This is a genomic window from Pseudarthrobacter sp. alpha12b, from assembly GCF_054130495.1.
The window spans coordinates 122,742-135,353 of the sequence record NZ_CP196746.1; the positions used below are offsets into that span (position 1 = coordinate 122,742).

Annotated in this window: 15 protein-coding genes; 12 read left to right on the top strand and 3 right to left on the bottom strand. The window is 64.8% G+C overall.

Translation table 11 applies throughout. The annotated features are described in order from the left end of the window. The 12 genes from ACTAQI_RS00540 to ACTAQI_RS00595 all read left to right on the top strand — a co-directional run bounded on the left by ACTAQI_RS00540 (window position 1) and on the right by ACTAQI_RS00595 (window position 10,650). A complete protein-coding gene (locus ACTAQI_RS00540) occupies window positions 1-987 on the top strand; it encodes an ABC transporter permease (protein WP_457948790.1) in 987 nt (328 codons plus the stop codon). A gap of 5 nt (window positions 988-992) precedes the next feature. Next, complete coding sequence (locus ACTAQI_RS00545) at window positions 993-2,147, top strand: Gfo/Idh/MocA family protein (RefSeq protein ID WP_457948792.1); 1,155 nt, start codon at window positions 993-995, stop codon at window positions 2,145-2,147. After that, window positions 2,144-2,965 (top strand): sugar phosphate isomerase/epimerase family protein, encoded by an 822-nt coding sequence (locus ACTAQI_RS00550; protein ID WP_457948794.1) that lies wholly within the window; start codon window positions 2,144-2,146, stop codon window positions 2,963-2,965. The genes ACTAQI_RS00545 and ACTAQI_RS00550 overlap by 4 nt, the downstream gene beginning before the upstream one ends. A gap of 64 nt (window positions 2,966-3,029) precedes the next feature. Next, complete coding sequence (locus ACTAQI_RS00555; RefSeq protein WP_141943033.1) at window positions 3,030-4,202, top strand: levoglucosan dehydrogenase; 1,173 nt, start codon at window positions 3,030-3,032, stop codon at window positions 4,200-4,202. 65 nt (window positions 4,203-4,267) lie between these two features. Beyond that, window positions 4,268-4,588 carry a putative quinol monooxygenase gene (locus ACTAQI_RS00560; RefSeq protein WP_457948795.1) on the top strand — a complete coding sequence of 107 codons (321 nt, stop codon included), beginning with the start codon at window positions 4,268-4,270 and terminating at the stop codon, window positions 4,586-4,588. Window positions 4,589-4,682: 94 nt separating this feature from the next. Beyond that, on the top strand, window positions 4,683-5,537 hold the full coding sequence (locus ACTAQI_RS00565; protein ID WP_457948796.1) for an SAM-dependent methyltransferase: 855 nt from the start codon (window positions 4,683-4,685) through the stop codon (window positions 5,535-5,537). A 33-nt stretch (window positions 5,538-5,570) separates the two neighbouring features. Then, window positions 5,571-6,308, top strand: coding sequence for a mycothiol-dependent nitroreductase Rv2466c family protein (locus ACTAQI_RS00570; RefSeq protein WP_457948797.1), 738 nt, complete (start codon window positions 5,571-5,573; stop codon window positions 6,306-6,308). A gap of 21 nt (window positions 6,309-6,329) precedes the next feature. Then, window positions 6,330-6,830, top strand: coding sequence for an SRPBCC family protein (locus ACTAQI_RS00575; protein ID WP_457948798.1), 501 nt, complete (start codon window positions 6,330-6,332; stop codon window positions 6,828-6,830). Window positions 6,831-6,958: 128 nt separating this feature from the next. Next, complete coding sequence (locus ACTAQI_RS00580; protein ID WP_457948800.1) at window positions 6,959-8,656, top strand: carbon-nitrogen hydrolase family protein; 1,698 nt, start codon at window positions 6,959-6,961, stop codon at window positions 8,654-8,656. Next, window positions 8,653-9,603 carry an alpha/beta fold hydrolase gene (locus tag ACTAQI_RS00585; protein WP_457948801.1) on the top strand — a complete coding sequence of 317 codons (951 nt, stop codon included), beginning with the start codon at window positions 8,653-8,655 and terminating at the stop codon, window positions 9,601-9,603. Before ACTAQI_RS00580 ends, ACTAQI_RS00585 begins: the two co-directional genes overlap by 4 nt. Window positions 9,604-9,611: 8 nt before the next feature. Next, a complete protein-coding gene (locus ACTAQI_RS00590; RefSeq protein WP_457948803.1) occupies window positions 9,612-10,082 on the top strand; it encodes an SRPBCC family protein in 471 nt (156 codons plus the stop codon). An 88-nt stretch (window positions 10,083-10,170) separates the two neighbouring features. Beyond that, entirely contained in the window at window positions 10,171-10,650 is a 480-nt protein-coding gene (locus tag ACTAQI_RS00595; protein ID WP_457948804.1) for a nucleoside deaminase, read from the top strand. Between the two features lie 21 nt (window positions 10,651-10,671). On the opposite strand, the gene ACTAQI_RS00600 is transcribed toward ACTAQI_RS00595, so the two are convergent. The 3 genes from ACTAQI_RS00600 to ACTAQI_RS00610 are packed head-to-tail and all read right to left on the bottom strand — an operon-like array spanning window position 10,672 to window position 12,538. Beyond that, window positions 10,672-11,628 carry a hypothetical protein gene (locus ACTAQI_RS00600; protein ID WP_457948806.1) on the bottom strand — a complete coding sequence of 319 codons (957 nt, stop codon included), beginning with the start codon at window positions 11,626-11,628 and terminating at the stop codon, window positions 10,672-10,674. After that, on the bottom strand, window positions 11,625-12,374 hold the full coding sequence (locus tag ACTAQI_RS00605; RefSeq protein WP_457948807.1) for a cytochrome b N-terminal domain-containing protein: 750 nt from the start codon (window positions 12,372-12,374) through the stop codon (window positions 11,625-11,627). The genes ACTAQI_RS00600 and ACTAQI_RS00605 overlap by 4 nt, the downstream gene beginning before the upstream one ends. Then, window positions 12,371-12,538 carry a hypothetical protein gene (locus ACTAQI_RS00610; RefSeq protein ID WP_457948808.1) on the bottom strand — a complete coding sequence of 56 codons (168 nt, stop codon included), beginning with the start codon at window positions 12,536-12,538 and terminating at the stop codon, window positions 12,371-12,373. The genes ACTAQI_RS00605 and ACTAQI_RS00610 overlap by 4 nt, the downstream gene beginning before the upstream one ends. Window positions 12,539-12,612 lie beyond the last annotated feature (74 nt).

The following is a 12,612-nucleotide window of genomic DNA, read 5'->3' on the forward strand; positions in this document are numbered from 1 at the left end:
GTGAGCAAAGTAAACACCATGGCGGCCCGGGACACCGCGGCCCCCCGAAATTTCGGCACCATCCTCAAGGAACTCGACTGGCGGCGCTACGTCATCTACATCGGCTTCGTCGTTGTTTTCCTCTTCTTCGCCGTTCTGCTCCGCGACCAGGGCTTCCTGTCGCCCAACAACCTGCTGAACATCTTCCGGCAGACAGCCACAATCACCGTCATCGCCGTGGGCATGACCTACGTGATCGCGTGTGCAGAGATTGACTTGAGCGTCGGATCCGTGGCCGGCCTCTCCAGCGTGTGCACTGCGATGGCGCTCTCCCAGTGGGGCCTGGTCCCCGGCATCCTCGCCGGCCTCGCCGTCGGGCTCGTGGTCGGATCGGTCAACGGTGCCCTGGTCAGCCTCCTTGGCATCCCATCCTTCCTGGTGACGCTCGGCATGCTGGGAATAGCCGTCGGCGTTGCCCAGTGGATCACGGCGTCGGCTCCCCAGCCCATCCTGAACGACACGTTCAACACGCTGTTCGGATCCGGCAACTTCGGTCCTGTTCCGGGCCTGGTGGTCTGGAGTGCCATCTTCGTGGCGATCGGCGCCGTCGTGCTGAACCGCACCAGGTTTGGCCGCCAGGTCCTGGCCACAGGTGGCAACCGCAACGCCGCTGAGTTCACCGGCATCAATACCAAGCGCATCAAGTTCCAGGTGCTCCTCATCTCGGGCATGGTGGCAAGCGTCGCCGGCATGCTCTACGCCGGCCGGCTGCAGTCCGGACGGTTCCAGTGGGGATCGGGAGACGAACTCTCCGCCATCGCCGCCGTCATCCTGGGTGGAACCAGCCTCTTCGGCGGGTTCGGCTCCATCATCGGCACCCTCTTCGGCGCCCTGTTGATCGGCCTGATCAACAACGGGCTGATCCTCGCAGGGCTCGACAGCAGCCAGCAGCAGGTGGTCCGCGGCGCGATCATCATCCTGGCCGTCGCCCTCGCCCGAAAGAAGTAGCGACTGTGACCTTCCAACTTCGCGCAGGAATTATCGGAACAGGATTCATGGGTTCTGTCCACGCCCATGCGGTGCGCGCGGCAGGCGCTGAAGTCATCGCAGTCGCCGGCAGCAGCAAGGCGTCTGCCGAAGCCGCAGCCCCCGCGCTCGGCGCCCGCACCGCAGCCGAGTCCCCTGAAGCACTGATCACACGGGCAGATGTGGATGTCATCCACATCTGCACCCCGAATGCCACCCACGCCGACCTCGCCCGCAAAGCCATTGCGGCAGGAAAAGCAGTCATCTGCGAAAAGCCACTGGCGACGAGCGTTGAGGACGCCCGGGAATTGACAGCCCTCGCGGACCAAGCGGGAGTCGTTACCGGAGTGCCCTTCGTCTACCGGTTCTATCCGGCCGTCCGCGAAGCCCGCGACCGTATCCTCCGCGGCGACGCCGGCCGGCTGTGGCTCCTGCACGGTTCCTACCTGCAGGATTGGCTCGCCGGCGCGGGAGCCACGAACTGGCGGGTCGATTCAACGATCGGAGGAGCCTCCAGGGCGTTCGGTGACATCGGCGTGCACTGGTGTGACCTGATGGAGTTCACCACTGGACACAAAATCACCAGGCTTGTGGCGGAGACCAGCAGGGCCTACGACCAACGCGAAACCGGCGGCCGGGTGTCCTCCGTTGCCACCGAGGACGGGGCCACGCTCCTGTTCGAGACGGACAAGGGTGCCACAGGTTCCCTGGTGGTAAGCCAAGTCAGCCCAGGCCGCAAAAACCGCCTGTGGTTCTCCTTCGACGGAACCGAAGCGTCATTCAGCTTCAACCAGGAACGGCCGGACACCCTTCACGTGGGCGGCACCGGGTCCAGCTCCGAAATCGCCGTTGGCCCGCAAACGCTGACGACTCCGGGCGGCCGGCGGTACGCCAAACTCCCACCGGGGCACCCCCAGGGATACCAGGACAGCTTTAACTCATTCGTCGCCGACGTATACGCAGCTATCCAGGGGCAGACACCTGAAGGCCTGCCCACGTTCCGGGACGGATTACGGGCAGCCCTCATTACCGACGCGGTCGTTACCTCCGCTGCACAACGGTCATGGGTTGATGTTCCCAGCACTGAGGCCCCACGCGAATTACTCAAGTCTTCCTCCACCGTTGAAAGGCAGAAGCAATGAAACTCGGTTACTGTTCCATCACCTGGGGCGGCGTCGTCGGCCACCCGCAAGGTGTGACCAGCGTGAAGGACCTTTTCTATCTGACCCACGGGTCTATGCGGCAAGCAGTCCAGGACATCGCATCCGTCGGCTACGAGGGCGTTGAAATGTTTGACGGCAACCTCGCGGACTATGCAGACAAGCCCGAAGAACTCAAGGAAATCCTCGCTACCGCCGGAGTCGAACTGACAAGCGTCTACACCGGCGCGAACTTCATCTACGCCGACATACTCCCGGACGAAATGCACCGCATTCACCGCGCCGCCGAACTGGCCGCAAGCTTCGGAGCGGAACGGCTCGTGGTGGGTGGCGGGGCACGGCGCGCCGCCGGAACCACTGACCAGGACTACCAACGGCTCGGTGAGGCGCTGGACAGCGTCACGGACATCGCGGAAGGCTTCGGGTTGTCGGCAAGCTACCATCCGCACCTGAGCACCATCGTCGAAAGCCCGGGGGAACTGGACAGGCTCATGCCGCTCACCCGGATCGGTTTTTGCCCGGACACCGCCCACCTTGCGGCCGGCGGTGCCGACCCGGCCGCGGTCATCCGGAAGTACGCCGGCAGGATCCAGCACGTCCACCTGAAGGACTTCCAGAAGGACCCCTTCAATTTCCTGCCACTGGGACAGGGCGAGCTCGACTTCCCGGACATCATCGCCGCCATCCGGGAAAGCGGCTATGACAGCTGGCTCATGGTGGAACTCGACAACTACGACGGTGACCCCCGGGAAGCCGCAGCCCTCAGCAAGAAGTACCTGGAAAAGCTCCTCTCTCACTAATTTTCAACCGCAGGGACTGCCACCAACGGCAACTGCCCTGCCTTCCGGAAGGAACAAGATTCATATGCAGAACCTCAACGTCGGCCTCATCGGAGGCGGCTTCATGGGCAAGGCCCACTCACTGGCTTACGCCGCCATGCCTATGTTTTTCTGGCCCGCACCAGCACTCCCAGTCCGCAAAGTCATCGCCGAAGCCAACCCGGATCTCGCCGCCGAGGCGGCCCGCCGCTTCGGGTTCGAGAACTCCACCGCGGACTGGCGCAGCATCATCGACGATCCGGATATCCACGTTGTAGACATCGCCACGCCCAACCATCTCCACGCCGAAATCGCCATCGCCGCCGCCGAAGCAGGCAAGCACATCATCTGCGAAAAGCCTCTTGCGCGTACCGGCGAAGAATCCAAGGCCATGTACGACGCGGTTAAAGACAAGAACCTCGTCCACATGGTGGCGTTCAATTACCGGCGGACCCCTGCCGTGGCACTGGCAAAGAAATACATCGAGGAAGGGGCAATCGGACAAATCCTCAACTTCCGTGGCACCTACCTGCAGGACTGGAGCGCCGACCCCAACTCGCCGCTGTCATGGCGTTTCCAGAAATCCATCGCAGGTTCCGGCGCCCTCGGAGACATCGCGACGCACGTCATTGACATGGCCCGCTATCTTGTCGGCGAGTTCAGCGCCGTCAACGCCCTCATGTCCACCTGGATCCCCGAGCGGCCGCTCCAAACCGGAGGTGCCGACGCGCTCGGCACGGTACGGGGCGGAGAAGGCCCCCGGGGCCAGGTTGACGTGGACGACGAAGTCATGACCATGATCCGCTTTGCCAACGGTGCCGTGGGTTCCGTGGAAGCAACACGCAACGCCCACGGAAGGAACAACTTCATCACCTTCGAAATCCACGGAACCGAAGGAAGCATTGTGTTCAACTACGAGCGGCGCGACGAACTGCAGGTCTGCTTCGCTTCGGACCCCGGTGACCGCCGGGGATTCCGAACCGTTTACACCGGGCCCGCGCACCCCTACGGAGAAGCACTCTGGCCCATCCCTGCCCTCGGCATCGGATACGGCGAAACAAAGATCATCGAGGCGTACGACTTCTTCAAGGCCATCGCAGAAGGCGGCAGCGTAAGCCCGAATTTTGCCGACGGCTACCAGGTGGCTCTCATCGACGACGCAATCGTCGAGTCGGCTGCAAAGGAATCCTGGGTCGAGGTTCCGCAAATCAACGCATGACCCAACGGGAGGGGCGGCGATCAATCCGCCCCTCCCGCAGGCCCAGGAGCACCCGAGGACGAAAAATGCCACACACAACAGTCAACCAAGAAGAAGCGCAAGTCTGGTTAATGCCCGTGTTCATCGCAAAGGCTGGGCACGAAGCAACGCTTTATGAAGCACTCATCGGACTGCAATCCCTAAGCCGAAAAGACACCGGATGCCTGGAATACACCGTCTTCTCTGACGATCAAAGGCCAGGTACGTTCGTCCTCATTGAGGGATGGGCCCGCCACGAGGACCTCAAGGCCCACAACGAAGAAGTCCATGTGAAGGAATTCGTGAACGTGGTGCAGTCAATGCTGGCCGCACCCTTCTCCGTAACTCCCATTACTCCTCTCGTCTGATGCCTGCCAGGGTGGGGGAGGCCGACGGCGGGAGGCGAGTCCCGCCGTCGTCCTACCCTTCCTTGGCGCTGGAGCGCCGTTGTAGGGTCAGGGCGTGATCGTCCCCGATATCTCCCAGAACGCCGCGGCGGTGGCGGATCACTACGATGAGCTCGATCCCATTTACCGCCGGGTGTGGGGCGAGCATGTCCATCACGGGCTGTGGGCGACGGGCCGCGAGACACCCGCCGAGGCTGTCGAGACGCTGGTGGACACTGTTGGCGACAGGCTGGGCCTCCTGCCCGGCCAGGCGTGCGTCGACATCGGCTGCGGCTATGGCGCCACCGCAAGGCGCCTCGCGATGACGCGCGGGGTTCGCGTCACCGGCGTCACGCTGTCCGCTGAGCAGGCGCGCTACGCCGCCGAACATCCCGTGCCGGGCGTGGACGTCCAGGTCCGCGACTGGCTCGACAACGGGCTGGCCGACGCCTCGGCCGACGCCGCCTGGGCCATCGAGTCGAGCGAGCACATGGTGGACAAGCCCAGGTTCTTCGCCGAGGCGCACCGCGTGCTGGCGCCCGGCGGCCGCTTCGTCATCTGCGCGTGGCTCGCCGAGACCGATGCCAGCAACTGGAAGATTCGCCTCCTGCTCGAGTCGATCTGCCGCGAAGGGCGCCTGCCCTCGATGGGCGCGCTCGAAGAATATGAGGCCATGGCGGAGGCGGCGGGCTTTGTGGTCACCGGCTATGAGGATGTCAGCCGCCGGGTCGCCCGCACGTGGACGATCTGCGCTGGCCGGCTCGTGAAAACGTTACTTACCGACCGCGGGGCACGCCGCCTCGCTCTTGGTGCACATAATCGCGGCGCCATTCTGAGCATTCCCCGCCTGATCCTGGCCTACCGCACCGGTGCCATGCGCTACGGGATCTTCACGCTGGCGAAGGCCGGGGATAACGGGAAAGGCGATTAGACGCAGGTCACACACCGGTGTAAGGGTGGATGCGTGAATGCGGACATCAACTTCTATTTCGACCCGGTCTGCCCTTTTGCCTGGATGACCAGCAAGTGGGTGCGGCAGGTGCAGGCGCAGCGCGAGTACACCGTGGACTGGCGGTTCATTTCGTTGCGCCTGATCAACGCCAACGTTGACTACGACGCGCAGTTTCCGCCCGAGTACGAGGCTGGGCACACCGCCGGGCTCCGGCTTCTGCGCGTGGCGGCCCGGGCCCGTGCGGAGCATGGCCGCGAGTCGATCGCCAGGCTGTACGAGGCGTTCGGGACCCACATCTTCGAGGCCGCCCCGGACACGGACAGGCAGCGCACCGAGGGCGAGGTGCGTGAGCGTCGGGGGACCCGTGAGTTTGTGGAACCGATCCTCGCCCAGGCCGGCTTGCCCAAGGCGCTTGCGGAAGCTCTCGACGACGACTCCTGGGACGGCGAGATCCGGCAGGAGACGGATGAGGCGCTGGCGCTCACGGGTAAGGACGTGGGCACGCCCATTATCCACTTTGAGCCGCCCGCCGGCGTGGCCTTCTTCGGGCCGGTCATCAGCCGGCTGCCGGACGAACAGTCTGCAGCCGAGCTGTGGGACCATGTGGTGGGGCTGGCACGGTTCCCTGGTTTCGCGGAGCTCAAGCGAAGCCTGCGTGAGCAGCCGCAGCTTCCCGCCTTCGGGGTCAGCCCCGGTGCAGTCGGTCCGCAGGAGGACTGGCACGGCGGCAGCCGGCGGCAGAAGAAGTGACCGTCTGTAAAGGATGGACGAATGAATCAGAGCAGCATCCGCGAACACCAGGATTCGGTCACAGTCAACGCGTCCGCCGAGACACTCTACGACCTGGTCTCCGACATCACCCGCACCGGTGAGTGGAGCCCGGTTTGCACGTCGTGCTGGTGGGACGACGAGGACAGTGCCGGCCAGCTCGGCGCCTGGTTCACCGGGCGCAACGAGCTCCCGCGCCGGACCTGGGAGACCCGCTCGCAGGTAGTGGCTGCCGAACGCGGCCGGGAGTTCGCCTGGGTGGTGGGTGGCAGGTTTGTCCGCTGGGGCTTCACCCTCACCCCTGCAGATGCCGGAACCATCCTGAGCGAGTCCTGGGAATTCCTGCCCGAGGGAATAGCCATGTTCAAGGAAAAGTACGGTGCTGACGCTGACGCCCAGATCGCCGAGCGCACCCAGCAGGCCCTCGACGGCATCCCGAAAACTCTCGCAGCAATCAAGCGGATCGCGGAGTCCGTAGACGCCAAAGGGGATGTGCGCGCCTAGACGAGGAGTCGCCGTCGTCCCGCAAGCCCCGGCGTCAGCCTTCTCTCCTCCGGGACCTTCTGCCCTGCCCGGAATATGGTGCACCTGCATAGACTGCCGGGTACCCAACACGGAAGCGGCGGTGACTGATGGTACCTGTGCGCGCCTTCGACGCCATCGCGTCGAGAGTGGCCTCCCATCGAACCAGCGCGCGCGCTGAGGAGGCCGGTGCTGAGCTCCAGGGGGACGAAATCATTCCGCAACCAACGACAGTCTGGAACCGCGGGATCACCATCGATGCGACCCCATCCGACATCTGGCCATGGCTTCTGCAGATGGGATACGGGCGGGCCGGGTTCTATGTACCGGAGTGGGTCGACCGCCTGTTCTGGCGGGTCCCAGCGGTAAACAGCAGCGTGGTCCTGCCTCAATTCCAACGCGTTGCCGCGGGCGACGTCATAGCCGACGGGCCTGGCTTCATGGCGTACTGGCGCGTGAAGATCGTCGATCCCGAGCAGGCGCTGGTCTACTGGACGCGTCGACACCCGTGGAGGGGCGTGCCTGTGGACCCTACTGACGCCGCTGCGCTGCAGAAAAGGGAAGATGCCCTCGAAGCCGGCGGCACTTATGCCGAGTGCTCCTGGGGTTTTTACCTAAGCCCGGAAGGACCTCACCGCACCCGCCTGCTCATCAGAACCAGGGCGGTCAGCTCACCTGCCTGGTTGCGCCGGATGCCCTACGGGCTGGCGGACGCGTACCTGAGCCGCGCCGAACTGAAAAACATAAAACGGCGCGCCGAACAGACTGCAGAAGCCGCCAGCTTTACCCCTGCGCCTGGACAGGACGACGCTTTCATGAACACGGAACAGCAGTCTCCCGGCAGCTCCAGGACACTCCGGGTTGCAGCCATCCAGACACCTGCCGCCGAGAGCGTCCGGGCCGGGCTGGAGCATGCTGCCCCCTGGGTGGAGCGGGCAGCAGCTCAAGGCGCCCAACTCGTCCTGCTGCCTGAATTGATGGCGACGCGTTATGTCTTCAATTCCGGAATGTGGGATTCGGCCGAGCCGGCCCAGGGCCAGACCGTCCAATGGCTCCGCACCAATGCCCGCCGCTTCGGAATCTGGTTGGGCACAAGCTACCTGGAGGCCTCGGGTGAGGACTTCTTCAATACGTTCGTGCTCGCCAGTCCGGACGGAGGGGAGGCCGGCCGTGTCCGCAAACAAACCCCTGCGATGTATGAGCCGTGCTTCTTCCGTGGCGAACCGGGCCCCCATGTCATCAGCACTGACCTGGGCAGGATTGGAGTGGGAGTCTGCAATGACAACCACCGCTCATACCTGCCGTCCTTGCTCCAGCATGGCGGCGCGGATCTGGTGCTGATGCCGCACTGCTGGCCCTTGCCGGTCCGAGCCAAGGGAGTGGTGAGCGATCAAAACCTTCGCCGCTGGCACCAGATCCAGACTGGTCTGGCGCCTCTGTACGCAAGACTGCTGGGGGTTCCGGTGGTCTTCGTCAACAAAGTCGGTCCCTACGCCTCACCGGCACCTGTCCACTGGCTGCCCGCCGCCACCGGCATGGCCTTCCCGGGCCATGCGACCATAGCGGACTCAGACGGCAGCATCGTGGCACAGGCCTCCAATGAGGAAGGGGTCATTTCTGCGACAGTTACGTTGGACCCCAGCCGCAAGCGGACTGCAAAGCCGCGCACCTTCGGCCGGTTTATCTACCCCGCCGGTCCGGCCGGTGCCCTCACCCTCCTTCCCGCATGGCTGTTCGGGCGGGTGTACGCGCACAGTAAAGAGCGACGCCGGCGGGCGCGCACGATCTCAGCTGGGAGCCACTCATGACACCCCTGACCACCCGCTCCCTCATCGCAGCGGCGACCGCCGCCGTCGTGGGCTCCGCCGCATGGGCCGCCCGGGGATACCGGCGGGACGCCACGGTTGCCCAGAACCGCTTGTCGGCGGTTCAACGCCACTACGCCAGCACCCCCTTCGGGACCGTGGAGTACGCCGAGTCCGGTGCCGGCGACCCGATCCCCGTCAGCCACGGGATCTTCCACGGCTGCGGCGGCGGCCTGCTCTCCGTCCGCTCGATCCTGCACGGCCGCCGGATCATCGCGCCATCACGCTTCGGCTATCTCGGCTCCGAACTTCCTGCCGGCGCGGCTCCACGGGACCAGGCCGACGCCTTCGCCGCACTGCTTGACCACCTCAATCTCTCCCAGGTCGACATCATCGGCATCTCCGCCGGTACCACCGCTGCGCTTGAGTTCGCCCTGCACTATCCGGACCGGACAAAACACCTGATCGTTCTGTCCGGCAATTTCCCCGGTGACCCGACGGCGGCCGCCCCACCGGCGTGGGCGAAGCTGCTCTACCGGGACCTTCCGCTGTGGCTGATGAAGAAGGGCGCGCCGGTACAGTTCGCCCGCCTGATGGGGGTTCCCGCGGGATTCCCGAGGACGCCCGAGCAGGCGCAGGAGATGGACGAGATGATGGAGAGCATCTTCCCGATCGGCCCGCGAACAGCAGGTGCCGTTTTCGACGCCTACGTTTCGAACCCCGCCGTCAACGACCTGCCCATCGACAAGATCACCGTCCCGACGATCATCGTTCATGCCAAGGACGACCCGATGTGCGCGTTCGCCCCTGCCGAAGATGCAGCCCAACGCATCCCCGGATGCGTCCTGGTGGCACAGGAGTCCGGCGGCCACCTGGGCCTCGGGCAGGCTGCTTTCACCCGTGCCGCGCTCGACCACTTCCTCGAAGTGCCGGGCGGACCAAGGAACTGACGGACGAGGTGACGAAGTGCCAGGTGATCACGTTCGACTTGTCCGTGGTGATCAATCGTCCGCCCTCTGCAGTCTTCGCACTGCTCGCCGACGTCCAGGACTTCGAACCGATTCCGCACGATGCGGCCGTCCGGATGTTCAAGGACCCGGCTGGGCCGACCACGGTGGGGACCCGCTGGCATGAGTGGGTCCGGCTGGCACCCGGCTGCTGGTTCCACACGGAGAGCGTAGTGTCCGGGCAGGACTATCCCCACCGGCTCGGTATCGACTTCACCAGCCGATGGCTGACGGGGCACCTCACCTACGACATCGAGGCTGCGGGGGACGGCAGCACCCTGCATTACCGCGAAATCCTCCGGCCACGCCGGGTGCCACGGTGGCTGCTCCCCTTCATCGGGCGCACCATGAGGCCCCACCTGCTGCAACGCCTTGCGGACATCAAGCAGATCCTCGAGAGCACTCCCGCTAATGAGGACTAGGGGGTGTCTTGACCCTCGGGCCGCTCCGGTGCGTCCGGGAGTGGTTCAGCAGCGGACGGGTACAGAAGCCGCATGCAACAATGGCGCCATGACCCACGAGCAGCCTCCATCTGCCGCGCCGGAACTGGACAGCGCCGACATCCCCGCATTCGAAGCCGCCTATCAGGCCGCACAAAAGAGCCTGGCCGAGGGCGGCATCCCCATCGGGGCTGCGCTCGCCCGGGAGGGCGTGGTTATTGCCAGCGGGCACAACGAACGGGTCCAGAACGCGGATCCGATAGCGCACGGGGAGATGTCCGCGCTCAGCACCGCCGGCCGGCAGAGGAGCTACCGGGACACCACGCTCTACACCACCCTGGCCCCGTGTGCCATGTGCGCGGGAACCATCATCCAGTTCAAGATCCCGCGCGTGGTGGTGGGGGAGGCGAGGACGTTCGACGGCGAACTGGACCTGCTGCGGTCACGCGGCGTGGAGGTGGTGGTCCTGGACGATCAGCGCTGCGTGGACATGATGCGCACCTTCCAGGCAGACAAGCCGGACCTGTGGGCGGAGGATATCGCAGAGTAGCGTCGGCCACTGCCGGGGAACTCAGCGGTTCCGGTAGTAGTCCTTCCAGATGAGGCGATGAACTGGCAGCTTCCGCGGTATCGACCTCAGGCCGGGAATGAACGGCAGCAGCGTTAGCAGCGCGGTCAGCACGAGCATCGTCACCACTGCCAAGGCGTCGACGCTTGGGGAGGATTTGAACGGTTCCACCTGGTACAGGAGCGAGAAGAGCCACAGCCAGGACTGTCCCGGGGTGTCGCCGGTCTCGTTCATGACTCCCCACTGGTCCCCGGAGAGGTGCTGGCTTGCCGCAAGATCCGGGAAGTAACCGCCATCCCCGAGGAACAGAAGGCTGCGGGTGTAGTCCATGTTGTAGAAGTTCCCGCCGCCCTGGAGCACACCGTCCAGGGTCCCTTGCCGCGCCATGTCTGCCACAGCGCCGGTGAGCGCGGGGACCGGGCCGTAGGAGCCGTCCGCTACCTTGGCGGGGTCGTTATCGGGGGCCGCGGTAAGGGCATCGGAATAGGCGGATGCCCAGTCCGAGCGTTGCTGGTCCGTGGCGGCTCTCCAGCCAGCCAGAGCGGCCGGTGGCGATGGGAGCGACTCCAGCGGGCCAATTACGAAGTCCTGGGCGGTATCAACAGGAAGCCGGACGCCCGAGAGACTCTGGAGGTCCACCGGGCCAAGCTTCTGCGACGCGTCCGGGGTGGAGGTGTACGGCGGCCCGTAAACTGCGGTGTTGGACGTTCCGGCCAGTTCCTTTGCCGCCGTCGCGACGAAGTCCGCCGGGGCGGTAGTCGCCCACGATTTGAGGCTGACGCTGGGCTCATCAGGGGCGCCGAAGATTGCCGACACCCCGACCACCAGGAGTCCCACCACTACAACGCCAATGGTGAGTTCCTTGAGGAGGTCGTATTCGCGGACACGGCCGGCCCACGGCCTGCTGGCGACGTCGTCCATCTTCCGCCATGAGGTGGTGCTGCTGCTCTTGCCCGTCATCGCGCTGCGTCCCTGGGTCCGGTGGACTCCCGAGGGGACGTGGACCCGCGAGGGGTGGTGGGGCTGGACTCCATGCTGTTGTCGCTCAACTGGGCGTCGCCCTCCGCGGCCTCCAGTGGTGGCACGACGCCGTGGACCCGGACCAGCAGGACGTGCAGGACCACCACGGCGCCCACTGCCAGGGGCAGCAAGGTGATGTGCCACACGAAGATCTGTCCGACGTTGGCCACGTTGAACCAGGCGCCTACCCCCACGGAGTTCAGTGCGTCCTTGGCTTCGAAGGCAATCCACTGGGAATCGAAGTTCGTTTGGAGAAGATACCCGGTGAAGGCCGCCACAATGGAAACGACGAACGACAGCATGCCGGTGATCCAGGTCATGACGCGGCCACCGCGCCAGGCCGCCATCCAGAACTTCAGCCAGAGGTGCACCACCATGAAGATGAAGAACAGTTCTACGCTCCATAAGTGGCTGCTGTTGACGAAGCGGCCCAGTGAGGAAACGTGATACCACTGGGGCCCGTTCAGTCCCAACACCACCCCGGAAATGATGATCCACACCAGCGCCGCGACAGCCCCCATGCCGAAGACGTAGGCCCAGGACATGACATAGCTTGGCTGGTCCTCGGGCAGGAGCTTGTCCGGGGGAAGCTTGCCCAGTAACCATTTGCGGGCCTTGCCGGTCCACGTGTGGGCGTCGCTGTCCTGCCCCGGCAACCCGTGCGCCGGCTTGGTCTGGGCGCTCATTTCCGCCCCTTCCCGCCGGGGAACGGGAGGACGAGGGCCAGAATGAACAGAATGACCATCACCACGATCACAATGAGGTTTCCCGACTGGATGGTGAAGCCGTCCCACCCAAAATAGGTTCCGGCGCCCACTGTTGCGGCGCCGATGACGAGCCACGTGGCCATGGAATCCTCCATCCTGTGTAGGTCCCTCTGACGGAGTCCGTCACGGCCACAAATCCGTAGCTAGAGTCATTCGT